The following is a 16,819-nucleotide window of genomic DNA, read 5'->3' as shown; positions in this document are numbered from 1 at the left end:
ACAAGAATATATGAATTTTCATATATTCTAAGCCAATCAAAAAGAAATATACATATGGAATTCCATATATTTCAATTTCTGAGCTTGAAAACTAGTAGTCCGCGCGGATGTAATGATTTTGCACTAAACAGTCCAAATATCGTGTGGCTTTTACATGTTTAAACTTGAGTGGTGCTTTGAGTTCTCCAAAAAGTGGAATACCGCCTCCGAGTAAAACAGGAATAGTCGTTATGATTAACTCATCAATTAAATCTTGCTGCAGAAACCCTTGAATGGTTTTACCGCCATCAATATAAAAGTGTTTAAACCCTTGCTGATTCAAGTTTTCGATGACTTCTTTTAATTCGCCCTTGACTAAAAACACCTTGTCTTTCAACTTTTCTGGTACTTGCTGCAGCGTATTGCTTAATACAAACACGGGCTTTGAATACGGCCAATCACAGTCAAAACTTAATACTACTTCTAAGGTATTACGCCCCATCACTAACGCGTCTATGTTCTGCATAAATTCAGCAAAACCACAGTCATCGCCAGTTGGATTTGGCACTTGATGTAACCAATCTACTTGGTTGTTTTTATCTGCAATAAAGCCATCGAGACTGGTTGCTATATACACCGTGTTTGTCATTACACACCTCTTTTAGCTTGTATAAAACTTAAAACCTAACTAAAATTCTACACTGTAGAATTAATTATATAATTAGAGATATTTTGATGAGTGTCAAGCAAACAAAAAGAGGCCGCCCTGCACAAAAACAGTTAAGCCAAGACATCATCATCGACCAAGCAAAGCAACTCATGCTTGAAAAAGGCAAGCCACCAAGCATTAGAGCTTTGGCAGCTGCATTAAATGTCGATGCCATGGCCATTTACCATTACTTTAAAAACAAAGATGCATTGCTCGAGGCTGTGGCTGTGTCATTGATCAGTGATATTCATGACCCGCAATCACTGCATTGGCAACAAGAGATTTACGAGTTAAGCAAAAGCTATTTAGCGATACTTGATAAATATCGCGGGATATTACAAACCTTACTCAGCAGTAAAATGATTGGCCCAGCCGAGGTCTTCGCAGCACGTTTCGAGCGTATAACTGGGTCACTAGATTTAAATACAGACACACAACAAACCGTGCTGCATTTGCTCGTTGATTATTTACATGGTTTTGCCCTTGCTATGGAGTGTAACCCCAACCGAGATGAACTAAACCTTGAGATGATAGAACAACCTGTTACTTTTATTTGTAAAACAATGGTTTTAGAATAAACACCGCTATTAGGGAGAGACTTTGATGAACGCTGACATTTCAAAAATTCTAGTTGTATGCATGGGTAACATTTGCCGCTCACCAACGGGTGAAGCTGTGCTGAAACACAAAGCTAAAACACTGGGCTTAGATCTAACCATAGATTCTGCAGGCACTATTGGTTATCACAGTGGCGAGAAACCCGATAGCCGTTCAATGAAAGCGGGTGAAAAAAGAGGATACAGCTTTAAAGGGCAGTATTCTCGCAAGGTTAAGCAAAGTGATTTTACAGAGTTCGACTTGATCTTAGCGGCTGACAAGCAAAACTTAGCAGACCTTCAAGCAAGTTGCCCGAGTGAACATCAACACAAACTTAAGCTATTTTTAAGCTTCGCTGATAGCCAATACGATGAAGTGCCAGATCCTTATTATGGTGCAGGCGATGGCTTTGAACTGGTGTTAGATTTGATTGAAGAGGCTTCAGACAAACTATTAGCCAAGATTAAAGAAACACAAAAATAGCGATAAAACTTAAGCCAGCGCAATAAAATCAAATTTCATGCTCGTCTAAGATTTGTTTCTATGGTAAAACGCAGCCAAACTATTTTAGATGAGCAAATTTGTGACCAATAATACAGAACTCTTTGCCAACATTGCCCAAGACTTGCAATTTACAGGCTACAGCATTCAAACGCTAGACCAAGAATTACCTGCGCTTCAGGCGTTAAAATCTCGTCTTGCAGAGTTTGACTTCGACACGTTTGATGAAGCAGGTATCGGTCGCAAAGATGATCATCAAAAGAATGAAACCATTCGCAGTGACAAAATTCATTGGTTAGATAACAGCAATGCACTTGAAGGTTGCTTTTTAGACTATATGGATGAGTTAAAAGCCTACATGAATAAGCGTTTATTCATGGGACTATTTAGCTACGAATGTCATTTTGCGCACTACCAGCAAGGTGCTTTTTATAAAAAGCATTTAGATGCATTCAAAGGTCAAACTAACCGTTTACTTTCTACTGTGTTGTATTTAAATCCAGATTGGCAAGCCGAAAATGGCGGAGAGTTGGTCATTTATGACGGTGAAGATCACGATAAAGAGCTCACCCGTGTTACGCCAAACTTTGGCACCCTTGTGACGTTTCTAAGTGACGAGTTTCCTCATGAAGTTCTGCCAGCAAAGGCTGAACGCTTTTCAATTGCAGGCTGGTTTAGGGTGAATAACAGTGTAAATGGTCAAATTGACCCGCCACGTTAAATATTAACTTCTTTTGTAAGAGCGCCTCATTAGCTAGTACGCTCTTACAATGATTTCTATCACACTACTCTCCACTAAAGCGTTTTATTTGTAAAAAACTGCCAAGATAACTCCTAGTTAATCTATACAACATTACCTCTCCCCACCCAGATTAAGTAACGTTTACTTTAAAGTCAGAGATTAAAGGACCTTGCATTTAACCACTCATCCTTCTTCTTTTAATTTTAGAAAAACAACCAATTTAGATTTAAAGACAAACCAACATAAAGCCGAGACTGCAATGACAGTCAGGATAAACTGAAAAGCGACATGAACCTGCTCTGATGAATTCGTTAAGTAAATTGAGGGTAAAATAAACAAAAAGTTGACTAATAAGAGATTTAAAAGCTGAAAGTCTTTTTGCCATAAAAACGGACAAATCATACCAATGAATAGTCCAACTGAAGCGCCAAGCGTTAAAGCCAATACCGAGCTATTAAAAACCATTATTAATCCCAATAGTGCTAGCGAACTTCCAGCCATAATCCAGCCAGCCTTTTCTATAAAGACTTTATTGAAATTTGCTAAATGTGCTTCTTGCATTTTTATCCTTAAATTAATCTCTATTTGTTTACACAAAAGTAAGTGTAAATAACATTTTAGAAGTGACTTTTATACTTAAATGCTGACCAGTTCTTCAGCTTTTATGTGTGCATGAGTCACAGCACAACCACCATACTTTTTAATATATTCTGCTACTAAATTGAAACCTACCCAATAACCTGCTCGATTAGGAAATTTAGATTGGTCTTTCCCTGCAAAATAAACCGTGTAATCAAATTGAGCATCTGATAAATGCGGCTGCATTTGTTGATATAAATCTCGCCAAGCGTACTGTTTTATATCATTAAAAAACGTCAACGAAGCCTGATTACTGAACTCATTTTCAAAATGACAAGCTAGTCCTTCTGTTACTAGGTGTTGAAGCAAAGTGTCATCTTTGCCGGTCACTGATGACCTTATGACGTGATGTAATTCGTGCGCCATCACCATAGTTAATTCATTGTTGATAATATCGACTAAATCTCCGCGCTCGGTATCTAATAGAATATCAACTACGTATGGCGTGCTGACACACCCAAGAATACCGCTGTCATTTTGGTAATCTTGACTACAAGGACTGATAACAATATCTATGTCGGGTAGTGCTATGTAGCTTGAGATTTCGACCAATGAGCTCTGTGCTTTAGACTCTAATAGTTTGAAAATATGATCAAACTTTCCAGAAGCATTTAAAATCGTAATATTTGTTGGCATCGGATTATTATTATTTTAAGTGGATTAACCTTAATCGCTGTTTATTAAAGAATGATCTTTACTTAATAAACTAAATAGATGTTCTGAGTTTTTATAACAAAAGAACTGAAAATACTCACTGCTGGTAAATTCAACGACGACAATACTAAAACCTAAAAAAGTTTTGTACTTTACTTTTCTCACTTTATTTAAGTCTCTAGAAAATTCATACCCTGTTATCTTATTTAATATAAACAGCCTAGAATCGACAACTTTAACGATTTGTGCTTGTTTTTCCTTGAAAAACGCTTCACTTGATAAGCCCTTATGCGCCCAATAGATTACTGAAGGTATGAGTGTAGTCAAAAGTAATATGCTATGTGTTCCAATTAAGAATTCCACAATCAGTGCCAAAATGACCAATATACCTAAACAAAGGCTAATTTTGGCATCAATCACTTGGTATTTTACTCTGTCGAATTCAAACACCATTACACGTACCTATAAAGGTGAAAGCTATCCTCGTTAAAGATAAACATATTCATGCCACTCTTTGTGAAGAAAGTCACAACGAGTATTTTGTAGCGCTGCATCTATCGAAATGGGGGGCTTACTACTAGCTATGGCTTCTAAATAAGATTGTCTATCACTTATGGCTGATAAGATTTCAGACTCTCCAGATAACGCATTACCGTGTGACAATAATAAAGTGCATGAAGCATAGCGTTTAAGAAGCTCTAAAGAATCAAAATGCTTCTTAGCATTATCAACATGCACAGAAGGCAAAAGTGGCGCTCCTTCATTTGATGTCATTAAATCATCGGCTACATGCACAAACTGATTATTGATAATGGTGAACATGCCACAAATAACGTGACCTTGAACCAATTTGAATGTCAAATTAAACGAGCCAAAAGTTAATTGAGAGCGCTCAGTTAAAGTATTCATTCCATCAAAGGAATGATGTTTTTCTATCGGTGTATATTTATTAAGTGACGCTTTATAGAGCCTATTACCATACAATATCGGTGAATTAAGTGCAGGTAAACCTGAAATATGATCAGGGTGGAAATGCGAAAAAACGACTTTCGTGATTTCAATTCCTTCCTTATTTAAATCCTCGCGAACCTGTTTTGCATGTTGCTCAAATGCTGTATCGATTAACAGCGCTTCTTGACCGTTTATCAAAGCATAAATGTTAAATCCAAAATGTTGATTTTCAAAAGGAGGAAATTGGAATTGGTATAAACCTTCAGTTATTTTTATTTTCTTCATTCGTTATTTCTACATTCATTGTTAATACTTTGCGCAACGCTTAATTTCCTTACTCCAAAAAAGACGCCACCAAAAGAAATTAAGAAGGCAATAAACACAAAAACCAATGTGCTGGTATTTGATATATCTATACTCGGGCTCCCTACAACAGCAAGGGTATTAATGAATAACAAAACAATACCTGACTGAAGAAAACCTTTGTAACCAATAAACCCAGCAAACAACAAAAATATAAATGAAACACTGATTGCTGGCGTGAAAGGCGCTGCTGCTAACAGCATGCATATAAAAGAAAGGACAATAGAAATCCCGATAGCCGCTTTAAACATGATGCCTCCTTGGCACATGCGCCTTTTCGTAGGCGCTACAATATTAAGTTAAATGAATAGCAAGTAAACAAAAAAACAGATGAACTCTGTTATGCCACAACTTCCATTTCCATGAAAACCGCGTTTTCTCCATAAGTTGAAGATATATTTGCCTCTGCAACCTCTCTAAATCCCTGAAGGGACCAAAAGCTATTAGCGCCTTGAACTGCCACAAGGTTTATTCGTTTAAATCCTTTAGCTTTGGCAACTTCAATTAGTTTTTTTATCATAACCCGGCCAATTCCTTGTCCTTTTGAGTATGGGCTAACAGCCATATCATGGAGGTATAAAGTTTGACTATTTACCGGCCCTAATAGCGGCACAAACAATTTTGGAGGCTCAGAATCTCCCCATGGATGCGCCAGTAAATAACCTAAAGCCTCATTTTGCTCTGAAACACAAACAAAGCAAGTTTCAGGTGATGCCGTTTGTTTAGACTTAAGAACATCTAACGTTTCTAAATCGACCTCATGATAGGCTTTAGCTTGAATTGCCAAGATATCATTCCAGTTGTTATCCTCGATGAGTTTAATATCCATACGCTCTATTTCGGCATATCAGCGAGATCAATCTGAGCAAATTACCAGGCTAAAATCAGCGCTTAATTTTTTGCTTGTGCTATCAATTGCGATAACTGTGTTTTTGTTAACGAACCACTTTTTCTTGTGACTTCCTCGCCGTTTTGGAAAACAATCACTGTGGGTAAGCCTCTAACTGCAAATTGTTTACTTAATGTCGAGTTTAATGAAACATCAACTTTACCCACAGTGACACTGTCAGCATGCTCTTTCGCAAATTCATTGATTGTATTGTTCATTAACAAACATGGGCCACACCACTGAGCCCAAAAATCCAACAAGACAATTTCATTCGAATCTAAGGCTTTTCTTAACTCTTCTTCACTAGACAAATTCAAAGGCCCATTAAGACTTTGGGCTTTCTTATTCACCTTTTTGGACATTGCTGATAATGGCCACTTGGCTATGGCAAGTAAATTCGTCACCATCAGAGCTAAAAACAGCAATATCCATCCTAAGATTTTACAGGTAAGAAATATATTGGTGCATTTTCTATAAACGATTCGATATTATTTAGCTTGCCTGTAATGTGGTTTCCAAGACTCAATGTTTTCTCCTTTTATGACTGACCGCTTATGTTGACTCTTTATTCGCTCGCTGCGGCTATCTTCGCGTTCGTATTCAACGCAGTCGTTTTACCTAGTTCAAAACCCCAAGCAAAGAATAAACAGACTACAGCTGAAAAGAGTAACGCATATGCGATAAGTTTTGAGTCAGATAGGTTCTTGTCTTTCATATATTTCCCTTATACGTACATATAGAATGGGTAGAACCATTAAGCTAATACCGTATTCACAGAATTAACTTAACCAATCAGACTTAAATTCTCCAATTTCGTGTTATGTGTTCAGTTCTGAGCAGTGCTCTTTAGATACATAAATGCGACTAAACGTCTTACCTGGTTCATCCTGATATTTAATGTGCATACTTATGTGATAACCCTCTTCAAATTGAGCATCATAATTTGAGCTTTGGCAGATATAGTTTAATGCCACCTCATCATAGTGAGATTTAAACTCATCAATATTTTTTTCATTTGAAGTAATACCTGAAACCGTTAACGCTAAAGTGAAACTTTTATCTGTCACACTAACGCTGTCTAAGGCGAGTTGCTCATCTTTAAAAGGTGTGATTTTCTTAATTTCACTTGCTACTGTTTTAGCATAACTAACTTTCGAATAACCATAATAACCCACTGCAGCAACTCCAAGAATTACCACTAATGCGATTTTTTTGCTTTGTGAAACTGTTTTAGACATATAACCAAATTTCCCTGTGTGTATTAAACCTTTGTAACTTAATAAAGGTCGCTTTCTAAGTTTTAGCGCGGTACAAACAGAACCAACTGTGCAGAATTGATGCTTTAATCTGCTTTTAGATAAAGCGATTGCACCGCGTATTGATGATACTGTATTACGAACTCTGCAGCTTGGGCAAGAGTTTCTGGATAAGGAACACTTTCATAGCTATTTTGTGTTGTGCGAATTTTTTGAAATACAAATCCATGTTCAATTAAAAATTTAATCTTTTTCCACTGTGCTAAATCAGATTTTTTTGGGGGTTTAAAATGGCGACCTAAGTTAACCGCAACTCCCTTACAAATAGGGCACTCAATAGTCTTAGGATAATCATATGGTGCAACATCAAATTGACGCATGTTAGAAGTTCTACACTCACAACATGCAAATGACATTGAATATCTAGGGCCCTGATATTTTACTTGAGGTTGAGGTAAATCTCTAAGTCCAGCTTTTCTTCTAAACTCCATTCTCGACTGTTTATTCATAATTGTTTTAGACCTACGACTCTTCCCCTAATTAGTCAAAAATACAAAGTTCACTAAAAAATTAAAACTTGTTGGAGTTCCTTTTTAATAGAACGCTTTAAGCACTGCAGATTTTACTGAGTGATTTTGAATTCATAGCAGAATCAAAACAACTCAGTAATTTGCTCAGTAACTCAATTCGCCATGCTTTTACACAACAGTCTTATCGTAACACACTAACTCTACAACGTTTTGCTCAGGGTCTTTAACATAAATCGACCTCCACTGACACCAAGTATGTTCAGCGGTGATGACCTCACACCCAGCATTCTCTAAGCGTGTTTTTTCAGCTAAATAATCTTCTGACGAGATTTCTAATGCAAAATGATGCAGGCTAGAACATGCTGATTCAACTGTTGCGATGTTGTCATTCACAAATGCTCTGGGTAACTCTTCAGCAAATAATCCTATTACCTGTGTATGACCACCATGCCCATCTGCAATTTTAAAAAATGCCACCTTAGGAAACTCTTTGATCAGTTCAAGACCAATAATGTTAGAGTAGAACTCTTTCATTTTATCCAGATCGCGAACTCTTAATACTGTTTCACCTAACCCTTTAATTGCTGGGTTCATCACTTTCTCCTTAAAACCGTCGCCCCGAGCAGAGGCTGTTAAATGTGAGCTAAAATATTGAACGAAGTAATGGGTGCCCACATGTAATTACCCGGTTTACGTCGTTTATTATATTTAGGAATCTCAATTATTTTCGAAATAAGAAATAGCCTCAAGTGCCTCGTTTAAATAAAATTGTAGGGTCAGGTCTTGAACTGTGTAAAGCTTGTAAAAAGCAAGATCTGACCCCTTGTTACCTTTTGATACCTTTTTACTAACTCATTAGTTTTAAATTTTACGAGCTGGACAATTTTTAAGGTATTCAATTTCAGTTGGATTTCTACTTGTCGTAAAGTCCAAACGAACAGAAGTTAAGACAGGGGTACTATCCTTATTTTTTTCAGTCGCTTTCCACTTCCATTTAGTTAATGCTGCCGCGGCATTCTTATCAAAAACACCTTTAGGGAAGGAAGAGCGCACTTTGTAACCCTTAAGTTTTCCGTTTTGATCTATGCCTACAATCAAGTCAACGCAACCAGATATATTTTTCTTGGCTGCAGAAACCGGATATCTTGGTTCAACTCTTTTAACGACAGTCCAATATTCTTCAACAAGTTTGACCTGTTTTTTCGCAGACAAATCTAGGTAATTCGATTGAACTTGTTCAGTTTCCGGTGTTGATGAACACGCTGCCAAAGCAAATGTTAGAGGAATTATTAAGTAAGACTTATGCACTGCTCTCTCCTTGGTTTTATTATTCTATTTTAAGGGCTATCAGAACTAACTCAAAATAAGCGCTAATAATCTACTGAATTTAGCATATTCAAAAGGTTGTTAATTTTATAATTTACCTCGCAAGTTTCAGGGAAAAATATTTATTTAACCATTCTTAATAAGAAAAATAAGAAACCGATAAACGCAAATACAAAAACTAAAACCATTATTGTTAAAGTCTTAGATTTTCGCATTGAGCTCAACAACGCCAATTCAGTGTGAGGGGTAAACAAATCAACAATACCATTTGATTTATGATTCTTGGGATGTTTATTCTTCATAAAAACATTAACCTCCTACTCGACTTATCGTTTAGCTAACACTTGCCCCCTGTTGTTTAGGCACGAGTTAAATGAATGCACTCCCTTATTTAGGGCGTTTTAGAATAGCAATTGCAGCAATATTGTTAGCCAAACTACCCATATTGAACTCTAGTTCAACAAGCTCACAGCCATTATTGCCCAGACTATTTAGATCATCTTGTAAGGCTTGTGCGTCAAGTTTTGACGAAAATAGGCCTTGGTATCCGAACTGAACCGTTTTGTATTCCCACTTCATTGATTAAACTCCGTTTTATAGATTTGTGTAATACTTGCGCCATGGTTAAAAACAGTTTGGCAATTTTATTACGCTGTTTTAAACCATGGAGCGAACTCGTTTTACCTCTAACCTTTATTAGGTTGGCGCTACTTTAAAATTATTCTAGAACTACTGACTTCTTTTTCGGTGGCTTTAGGTTGCATAGAAGGATTTAAAGGATACTCAAAACCATCAAAATTTAAAACGACCTGACCAACACCGCCAGTAGACACGACTAAATTGCTCCACCCTTTATTTTTAATCGGCGAGACTAATACCGGCTTTTTAGTGATCATAACCTTAGATTGAAATTTAAAGCCTTCTTTAGTACCAACAAAAACAAATGATGTACAACCACCTGAGCCACACCAGTTTCTGTCGTTAAGGTAAACATAAGCATCTTTTATACTGTCATCGTTTAAATCAACAAAAGCGGATTCATAATTAATAACTTCTTTATTAAAGTGTGAATTCAAAGCTTTTTTCAATTCAATCTCACTTTCTGCATAAGTCACGGTAGTAAATAATAATGCCAATATAGTTATAATTTTTCTCATAGTATTCCTTTATGCCCAACTGATGAAAAGAAGAGGCTAAAATTAGCGGCGAAAGAGCACTAACCTGCTGTTTTGCACCCTTTATGGCTAAACGCTTGTTTAGAGGGGACTATTCACCAGCGCTATCACCCGAACATCCCCCCGCATCAACGCCTTCAGAATGAAGCTCTGAGTCATGTAAAGAGTCGAAATAATCATTAATACGTTTGGCTTTTACTAATTTCGAAACTACTGATGCTCTCTCTTCTTGAACTTCGTCTATATCTTCTGCCAAGATCTCCACTCTAATGTCTTTACCTAGCAAGCTAGCTACTTTATTAAACCGCTCTGGAAAGTTTTCTCGATCAATGTTTTCGAAAACATCCAAGAGCTCCTCATAAGAATAACTACCATAGTCAGGTTCCGATAACATTTAATATTCCTTCTAACGCAGTGTTAACGGGTGAACAACGCCACCACCTAGCCTAAACCAATGTGCCGTAAACTAAAGCTGAATCCAACAGAAAATGCCAAGTATTGAGAATCCTTCTTAAACGCTTTGATATGCGTATTACCCTACACGTACGAGATTAAGATTTTCACTCGCTGTTGGAGCTTCAAAATACTGAGTAACATGATGAAATACTGCTGCTGTGTCAAATAAAGCTCTTTCAGGTTGTTCTTCTCGGCGCTTAGCAATTTGAGATAAACATTGCTCATCTGTTAAGTCTAAATACCAAAGCTCATGTTCACTATCTACTTCAACACACAGTGATACGAACCAAGCTCTTTGCTTAATAGTATTCGCTGGAAAGTCCATGACAACGTTAACCCCAACATTCAACAAACTTTGAACATGGTTTTTAACGAAAGGCTTTATGAGATTAGAGTGTTTAATGTAGTCGTCAAACGTTTGAATTTGTGAAGGATAATGAGCTGACAACCAGTCGTCTTCTGAAATTAGGACTGCATTATTTTCAACAGCCACAACCTTAGACTTAGTCGATTTACCTGCTCCCATCTTTCCACAGAAGAAGAGTAGCTTGCCTTGATTTTCCATGTTTCCTCAATTTACAAATAATGCCTTAATAAACGGCGAAAAAATTGTTGGCTAAAATGTGAAGCGAAGCTTAACAGCTAGCAGTTTTTTGGGATATTAACCCGCTTTTGCACACATCAAATTGTTATCTTTGTTATATTGCCATTGCACATTTATAGAAGGAATTATTTACTAGATTTATACTCATTACTTGAAGTTTTGAGATCGTTAAATTTGCTCTCTAGTTTATCTAATCTTTTCCTTGTTAGAACAGCAAAGGTATAACCTGAAATTCCAAATGTCATACCAATCGCACCAAATATAAACCCCATGACTTCCATAAATCACACCTTCTCTTCGGAACTCTTCTGTGTAGGATTGCTTTTGCTTTTTTTGACTCATAAATCACCTCTATCTAACTATAGATGGTGTCTACTTTTTTTGGGTAAGTCCTATGCCTAACGCCGTTGTAACCGGCAAAAAATTGTTGGCTAAAATGTGAAGCGAAGCGTAACAGCCAACAGTTTTTTGTCCGCGTTGACGACCTTGTTATGCGTTGACACTCAAAATTAAAAGCGCTTGCGCCTGCACTAATAAGCCAAACTTTAAATTAAAAAACACTCACCAAACCCAAATTTGCAAAGAAGCGCTCGACTGGTGAATGACCTTTCTGGTCACAGCCTAAATTGAAAAACGAAGAGCCAAGACCAACTTAAAACTTAATTACGCCACTGTACCTAAAAGCTGATTTGAAGAAAAGACTTGAAGTAAAAACCGTTTTAAAGACAGTGATTTAAAGTGACGCATAACGCCGTTGTAACCGGCAAAAAATTGTTGGCTAAAATGTGAAGCGAAGCGTAACTGCCAACAGTTTTTTGTCCGCGTTGACGACCTTGTTATGCGTTGACACACAAATTTAGAAGCGCTTGCGCCTGCACTAATAAGCCAAACTTTAAATTTAAAAACACTCACCAAACTCAAAATTGCAAAGAAGCGCTCGACTGGTGAATGACCTTTCTGGTCACAACTTAAATTGAAAAACGAAAAGCCAAGACCAACTTAAAACTTGATTACGCCACTGTACCTAAAAGCTAATTTGAAGAAAAGACTTGAAGCAAAAACCGTTTTAAAGACAGAGATTTAAAGTGACGCATAACGCTTGCCGTAAACGGCACAAAATAGCAGGCTAAAATTGGCGACGAAGGAGCACAGCCTGCTGTTTTGTGTCCTTTGTTTAACGGCCTTGTTAGAAGCCGCCTCTCCGTTGTTCTTTTAAAGGGTCGTGAGGCTTTACATTACCCCCTTGAGTAGCCTTATTTATATACCCTAAGTCAGTTTCAATTTCTACTTGAACCAAGTAGGGTTTGCCTAACGCTGAGCGCCAGTAATGATATTTTTCCTGATATTCTGGATTAAAGCTAAATTTAGCTGTAATTGATTTCACCCATTCATCGGGTAGCTTATGTGCTTTAAGTATTCGCGTAATTTCAAAACTCATATACTGGCACATATCTTCTAATAAGGGGGAACTGATATCGCCTGTACAATTTATTAAATCTAGCGAGATCATATCTACTTCATGCTTTCGAGCTAATAGCAATAGCTGGCCTACAGCCCAATAGCCTAAGTAATCATTATTGCGTCCACTCAATAATTCAGCGAGGTTAATTGCGACCCCTTTTAACTCTCTACGACGAGGCATAAATTCTCATAGGCTTCTAACGCTTGCCTAACCGGCGCGAAATAGCAGGCTAAAATTAGCGACGAAGGAGCGCAAGCCTGCTGTTTTGCGTCCCTTTGGTTTAGGCACTTGTTAGCTGTTTTTACCAATTAAGTTGTTTAGCTACTTTTTTGGCTCCACGAATAAAAGACTCTGGTTCGTCTTTTGATAGAATCCCATCAATAAACTCATTCGATGCCGTAATTACTCTGATGGTAGATTTATCAGCATTTATGATTCTAATAAACTCTTTCTGGTCTATTGTGAAAGTCTTTTTCCCAGCAGCTCTTCCCATTAGGTTTGTATCAGTAATTGAGCTACTAGCATTTGATTTAATTTCTGTTATTTCTCCATTGATATTAATTTTCACTGAAGAAGGGATACTACCTATCGTTTGTACACTAAATAAAACTATTTCAGGATTATTTTCACTCCACTCTATATTTGCCCAGATCAAAGAATCAGGGCTAGCCCAAATAGATTCTTTATACACTTTACCTGGTGACATTGTGATACGTTTTTTACCATCAAAAGTATCAACTTGGGTTTCCGTTGTAGCTGCACAACCCACCATAAATAGTAAGATGAAATAAATGCTATATTTTTTTATAAATTGAATCATTGGATTAAATCCTTTTATTGTGAATTAACGTCATTTTCGAGAAACAGCTAACGCCTCGCTTAACCGGCGCAAAATAGCAGGCTAAAATTAGCGACGAAGGAGCGCAAGCCTGCTGTTTTGCGTCCTTTGGTTAAAGCGTTTGTTAGGTTACGAACCTCAATCTACACTGTGATACTGTGCTGCTTGTTCGTAACAGTTAACACATACAACTGACATTTGATTAAATTCTCTGAATTTTTCTGTCATGCCGTCCTCTTGCTCAAAAACAGCCTCACATTGATAACACCAAGCTTGAAGATCATTCGGAACGCTTGAGTTTTCGATGAAACCGACAGGCTCTCCCTCAGGTTTGACCAGGTGACCACATAGTACGGCAGCCACTCGCTTTCCATGCTTACCGCAATCAATATACATCGGTTCTATATCTGTACTCATTAGTAACCTAACGCTCGATTAACGGGTTAAAAATAGTGGGCTAAAATTGAGCGAAGCGAAAAGCCCGCTGTTTTTAATCCCTGTTTAATTGCTTGTTATGTGAATTGCTTAACAACTCAATCACCACTGCTTCCCGAATCACCACCAGAGTCAGAGGTTGCTGAACTATCTGTCGAACCAGAAGGTTCAAAATTTGAACCTCCACTTATATCGATCCATTGCCCTTTATGTTTCACAAATTTCTTTAATATATAGTGCACTATGGCAGGCCCGAGAATTGGTAAAAATAGTGCCAACAACACTAGTTTCGATTTTTCAAAAGTAGTTCTAATCGGGCAACTCAATACCGAATATGCAGCAGATGAGAACATTACTAAATGTACCAATAGTGATACTAGATAGATTGGCCAGTTTTCCATAGTTCTCCTAATTCACATAACGCCATTTTAAGCGGCGAATAATTGTTGGCTATAATGTGAAACGAAGTGGAACTCAGCCAACAGTTATGAGTCCGACTTTAAAACCTTGTTAAGTGCCGTTTTTATTTAGTTATTTAAAAACGACTTTTCATAAATAGTTAAGGAGCCTTTTATTATTCTAGGCAGCTTGAGTTGCCAACTTTTAGCAACTAACTCTAAGGAATACACTACAGCTTCATGTTCAGGGTTAGCAATATCACGAACAACTACGTGTGCGATATTGCCATTTTCTTTAACAGTCCCAAGTACATTATCGGGTACAAAGCTACCAAAGTTTTTGTCTCTTGATTCCCATGCTATGTATGACCAAAGCTCAAAGATATCACCATGATTGAGTTCTTTAATATCGTTTTCAGTGAGTTTTTCTAAACCATACATCTCTAGAAATTCAGAGTTACTCAGTAATGGTTCTGTAGATTGAGCTAACCAAGATAAATCTGATTTAGAAATATATTCAGATGCTTTTTCATAATTTTTATCCTTCATATTACTAAGGAATTTGGAAACAATACTTTGAGGCATTTCGAGCTCATTACCCATTACATTAAAACTTAAAAAAATTATTAATATTGAAATATGCTTCAACATTGCATCTGGACTCCATGAGGCATTTAACGCCTAGCTTAACCGGCGCAAAATAGCAGGCTAAAATTAGCGACGAAGGAGCGCAAGCCTGCTGTTTTGCGTCCTTTGGTTAAAGCGTTTGTTAGGTGTTTCTAGCACCATCGTATAACTCGCCGAGAGTTAAATTTTCATGCCAAATAGCAGTAAACTTTACTCCATACCTTTTCTCAAACTCTTCAGCCAAAGTTTCAACTTCAAGTGCATCAGGTAACCATTTAGAGGGGTATAACTCTCGATAAACCTCTAATACTTTGTCATTTGGCGAAAACTTAAGCTTATCAGCTGGTGAAAATGCAAAAGAGTCCGTAAACATAACTAAAAACTCTCGAATGTTGCCTTTAGAGGAATCAGGAAAAGCCAACTTCCAACTTTTGCCCATACACCCTCTTTTCCTATATTTAGAAGGCAAAGTATCAATAGCACCAGTGAAGGCCATGATAAGTAACCCGATCCCGATGATGTACACAAATTCCATGAAACACCTAACGCCTCGCTTAACCGGCGCAAAATAGCAGGCTAAAATTGGCGACGAAGGAGCGCAAGCCTGCTGTTTTGCGTCCTTTGGTTTAAGCGTTTGTTATATTTTTTTCTCACCTAATTTAGGCATCACTTTATAAGCATATTCTTTAGTTACAACTCCCATTTGTGTAGTGGTAGTGAACCCAGTTACACCTGCAGTACTATAAAAGTCACCTGCTGATATAGAGTAGTGAATATAATAAACCTTGCCCTCTTCAAAAGTACCAGAAACTACACCATCACCTCCTGTAGCATATGATTTTTCTTCCGCTGCAATTTTATGAACTCCGGCAGGAAGTTTATAAACATGATAACTATCATTTGAAAGGTCATTAACTCGACACCCATTGATAGAGAATGGAGTCGAATACATGATGCCGTAGAAAGCATCTGGACGGTAAATTACAAGTGTAGTTTCATTAGATGAAGAAGCAGCTTTTGGTAATTCACACTTTGGGCTTGTCGCTGCGCAGCCTGTTATTGTAAGAACCAAAATAAGTATAGTGATATAAAACTTCAAACAAATCTCCCGAAAATATAACGCCTTAATAAACGGCGGAAAATAGCAGGCTAAACTAAGCGAAGAATGAGCGCAAGCCTGCTGTTTTGCGTCCATTGTTTAATTAATTTGTTATGTTCTCTTTTTAAACTGTATGTACTTAACGTGCACTTTATTACCGACAGTACCAAATGCATTGGGTAAGACTTTTGCTTTTCTAAGCCCTCGTAATATTGCACGTGAGTGTATTCTAATTGGATTGAGACTCAATATTTTAAGGTTTATTACTTTACCTTCATTTGATACATCAAACTCTACGGTACCTTCTGTATTTGTTAAGGCACAGGCAGAAGGCAAAGAAGAATTAAACCGTATTGTACTGGGCTCAAAAATACTGGGGTTACCTTCAATTGATGTAGCAATGCTAATGGGTTCATCTAGAAACTCGATGTCAGGGTCATTGCATGCTTTAGTAACACCAAACTGGACACCAGCTACAAGTAATAATGTACTAATCACGATGCCTCCTGAGAACATAACGCTTGCCGTAAACGGCACAAAATAGCAGGCTAAAATTGGCGACGAAGGAGCACAAGCCTGCTGTTTTGTG

The 16,819-nt window shown here is 37.4% G+C and carries 29 protein-coding genes; 3 read left to right on the top strand and 26 right to left on the bottom strand.

What is annotated here, in order from left to right:
- Positions 1-91 precede the first annotated feature (91 nt).
- Positions 92-628, bottom strand: a complete 537-nt coding sequence (locus AC1HJP_RS18045; protein WP_480362961.1) for a dihydrofolate reductase family protein — start codon at positions 626-628, stop codon at positions 92-94.
- A gap of 86 nt (positions 629-714) precedes the next feature.
- Here AC1HJP_RS18045 and AC1HJP_RS18040 point away from each other — a divergent pair, with 86 nt between their 5' ends.
- The 3 genes from AC1HJP_RS18040 to AC1HJP_RS18030 all read left to right on the top strand — a co-directional run bounded on the left by AC1HJP_RS18040 (position 715) and on the right by AC1HJP_RS18030 (position 2,507).
- Complete coding sequence (locus tag AC1HJP_RS18040) at positions 715-1,266, top strand: TetR/AcrR family transcriptional regulator (RefSeq protein WP_480362960.1); 552 nt, start codon at positions 715-717, stop codon at positions 1,264-1,266.
- A 37-nt stretch (positions 1,267-1,303) separates the two neighbouring features.
- The gene (locus AC1HJP_RS18035; protein WP_480363018.1) at positions 1,304-1,768 is read left to right on the top strand and encodes a low molecular weight protein-tyrosine-phosphatase; all 465 of its coding nucleotides are present in this window, start codon (positions 1,304-1,306) and stop codon (positions 1,766-1,768) included.
- Between the two features lie 100 nt (positions 1,769-1,868).
- Positions 1,869-2,507: a 2OG-Fe(II) oxygenase gene (locus AC1HJP_RS18030; RefSeq protein WP_480362959.1), complete on the top strand. Its 639-nt coding sequence runs from the start codon at positions 1,869-1,871 to the stop codon at positions 2,505-2,507.
- Positions 2,508-2,711: 204 nt separating this feature from the next.
- Here AC1HJP_RS18030 and AC1HJP_RS18025 read toward each other — a convergent pair whose 3' ends face one another.
- From AC1HJP_RS18025 to AC1HJP_RS17905, 25 genes are all read right to left on the bottom strand, one after another.
- On the bottom strand, positions 2,712-3,089 hold the full coding sequence (locus AC1HJP_RS18025; protein ID WP_480362958.1) for a hypothetical protein: 378 nt from the start codon (positions 3,087-3,089) through the stop codon (positions 2,712-2,714).
- 75 nt (positions 3,090-3,164) lie between these two features.
- On the bottom strand, positions 3,165-3,803 hold the full coding sequence (locus tag AC1HJP_RS18020) for a DUF2268 domain-containing putative Zn-dependent protease (RefSeq protein ID WP_480362957.1): 639 nt from the start codon (positions 3,801-3,803) through the stop codon (positions 3,165-3,167).
- Positions 3,804-3,833: 30 nt separating this feature from the next.
- The gene (locus tag AC1HJP_RS18015) at positions 3,834-4,274 is read right to left on the bottom strand and encodes a hypothetical protein (RefSeq protein WP_480362956.1); all 441 of its coding nucleotides are present in this window, start codon (positions 4,272-4,274) and stop codon (positions 3,834-3,836) included.
- Between the two features lie 33 nt (positions 4,275-4,307).
- Positions 4,308-5,057 (bottom strand): MBL fold metallo-hydrolase, encoded by a 750-nt coding sequence (locus AC1HJP_RS18010; RefSeq protein WP_480362955.1) that lies wholly within the window; start codon positions 5,055-5,057, stop codon positions 4,308-4,310.
- Entirely contained in the window at positions 5,054-5,386 is a 333-nt protein-coding gene (locus AC1HJP_RS18005) for a DUF6419 family natural product biosynthesis protein (RefSeq protein WP_480362954.1), read from the bottom strand. Before AC1HJP_RS18005 ends, AC1HJP_RS18010 begins: the two co-directional genes overlap by 4 nt.
- An 89-nt stretch (positions 5,387-5,475) precedes the next feature.
- Positions 5,476-5,964, bottom strand: a complete 489-nt coding sequence (locus AC1HJP_RS18000; protein WP_480362953.1) for a GNAT family N-acetyltransferase — start codon at positions 5,962-5,964, stop codon at positions 5,476-5,478.
- 62 nt (positions 5,965-6,026) lie between these two features.
- On the bottom strand, positions 6,027-6,449 hold the full coding sequence (locus tag AC1HJP_RS17995; RefSeq protein WP_480362952.1) for a thioredoxin family protein: 423 nt from the start codon (positions 6,447-6,449) through the stop codon (positions 6,027-6,029).
- 140 nt (positions 6,450-6,589) lie between these two features.
- Positions 6,590-6,739: a hypothetical protein gene (locus AC1HJP_RS17990; protein ID WP_480362951.1), complete on the bottom strand. Its 150-nt coding sequence runs from the start codon at positions 6,737-6,739 to the stop codon at positions 6,590-6,592.
- 103 nt (positions 6,740-6,842) lie between these two features.
- A complete protein-coding gene (locus AC1HJP_RS17985) occupies positions 6,843-7,262 on the bottom strand; it encodes a hypothetical protein (protein WP_480362950.1) in 420 nt (139 codons plus the stop codon).
- Positions 7,263-7,366: 104 nt separating this feature from the next.
- Positions 7,367-7,789, bottom strand: a complete 423-nt coding sequence (locus AC1HJP_RS17980; RefSeq protein ID WP_480362949.1) for a hypothetical protein — start codon at positions 7,787-7,789, stop codon at positions 7,367-7,369.
- Between the two features lie 189 nt (positions 7,790-7,978).
- On the bottom strand, positions 7,979-8,404 hold the full coding sequence (locus AC1HJP_RS17975) for a VOC family protein (RefSeq protein WP_480362948.1): 426 nt from the start codon (positions 8,402-8,404) through the stop codon (positions 7,979-7,981).
- Positions 8,405-8,671: 267 nt separating this feature from the next.
- A complete protein-coding gene (locus tag AC1HJP_RS17970; RefSeq protein WP_480362947.1) occupies positions 8,672-9,118 on the bottom strand; it encodes an energy transducer TonB in 447 nt (148 codons plus the stop codon).
- A gap of 405 nt (positions 9,119-9,523) precedes the next feature.
- The gene (locus tag AC1HJP_RS17965; RefSeq protein WP_480362946.1) at positions 9,524-9,715 is read right to left on the bottom strand and encodes a DUF4177 domain-containing protein; all 192 of its coding nucleotides are present in this window, start codon (positions 9,713-9,715) and stop codon (positions 9,524-9,526) included.
- Positions 9,716-9,843: 128 nt separating this feature from the next.
- The gene (locus AC1HJP_RS17960; protein ID WP_480362945.1) at positions 9,844-10,293 is read right to left on the bottom strand and encodes a hypothetical protein; all 450 of its coding nucleotides are present in this window, start codon (positions 10,291-10,293) and stop codon (positions 9,844-9,846) included.
- A 109-nt stretch (positions 10,294-10,402) separates the two neighbouring features.
- Positions 10,403-10,705: a hypothetical protein gene (locus AC1HJP_RS17955; RefSeq protein ID WP_480362944.1), complete on the bottom strand. Its 303-nt coding sequence runs from the start codon at positions 10,703-10,705 to the stop codon at positions 10,403-10,405.
- A gap of 138 nt (positions 10,706-10,843) precedes the next feature.
- Positions 10,844-11,332 carry a P-loop nucleotide/nucleoside kinase family protein gene (locus tag AC1HJP_RS17950; RefSeq protein ID WP_480362943.1) on the bottom strand — a complete coding sequence of 163 codons (489 nt, stop codon included), beginning with the start codon at positions 11,330-11,332 and terminating at the stop codon, positions 10,844-10,846.
- A gap of 164 nt (positions 11,333-11,496) precedes the next feature.
- On the bottom strand, positions 11,497-11,652 hold the full coding sequence (locus tag AC1HJP_RS17945) for a hypothetical protein (protein WP_480362942.1): 156 nt from the start codon (positions 11,650-11,652) through the stop codon (positions 11,497-11,499).
- Between the two features lie 905 nt (positions 11,653-12,557).
- Positions 12,558-13,013 (bottom strand): hypothetical protein, encoded by a 456-nt coding sequence (locus tag AC1HJP_RS17940; protein WP_480362941.1) that lies wholly within the window; start codon positions 13,011-13,013, stop codon positions 12,558-12,560.
- A 121-nt stretch (positions 13,014-13,134) separates the two neighbouring features.
- On the bottom strand, positions 13,135-13,653 hold the full coding sequence (locus AC1HJP_RS17935; RefSeq protein WP_480362940.1) for a hypothetical protein: 519 nt from the start codon (positions 13,651-13,653) through the stop codon (positions 13,135-13,137).
- A 156-nt stretch (positions 13,654-13,809) separates the two neighbouring features.
- Entirely contained in the window at positions 13,810-14,088 is a 279-nt protein-coding gene (locus tag AC1HJP_RS17930; RefSeq protein ID WP_475167680.1) for a hypothetical protein, read from the bottom strand.
- A gap of 116 nt (positions 14,089-14,204) precedes the next feature.
- Positions 14,205-14,507: a hypothetical protein gene (locus tag AC1HJP_RS17925; RefSeq protein WP_480362939.1), complete on the bottom strand. Its 303-nt coding sequence runs from the start codon at positions 14,505-14,507 to the stop codon at positions 14,205-14,207.
- A gap of 126 nt (positions 14,508-14,633) precedes the next feature.
- Positions 14,634-15,155 carry a hypothetical protein gene (locus tag AC1HJP_RS17920; RefSeq protein ID WP_480362938.1) on the bottom strand — a complete coding sequence of 174 codons (522 nt, stop codon included), beginning with the start codon at positions 15,153-15,155 and terminating at the stop codon, positions 14,634-14,636.
- A 118-nt stretch (positions 15,156-15,273) separates the two neighbouring features.
- Positions 15,274-15,666, bottom strand: a complete 393-nt coding sequence (locus AC1HJP_RS17915) for a hypothetical protein (RefSeq protein WP_480362937.1) — start codon at positions 15,664-15,666, stop codon at positions 15,274-15,276.
- A gap of 102 nt (positions 15,667-15,768) precedes the next feature.
- On the bottom strand, positions 15,769-16,230 hold the full coding sequence (locus tag AC1HJP_RS17910; RefSeq protein WP_480362936.1) for a DUF2846 domain-containing protein: 462 nt from the start codon (positions 16,228-16,230) through the stop codon (positions 15,769-15,771).
- A 111-nt stretch (positions 16,231-16,341) separates the two neighbouring features.
- Positions 16,342-16,819 (bottom strand): energy transducer TonB family protein (locus AC1HJP_RS17905; RefSeq protein ID WP_480362935.1); only part of this gene is annotated, 478 nt, incomplete at its 5' end.

Source organism: Pseudoalteromonas sp. NFXS53, from assembly GCF_056629255.1.
The sequence above is the reverse complement of the archived record's forward strand: the minus strand, read 5'-3'. Positions and strand labels throughout refer to the sequence as shown.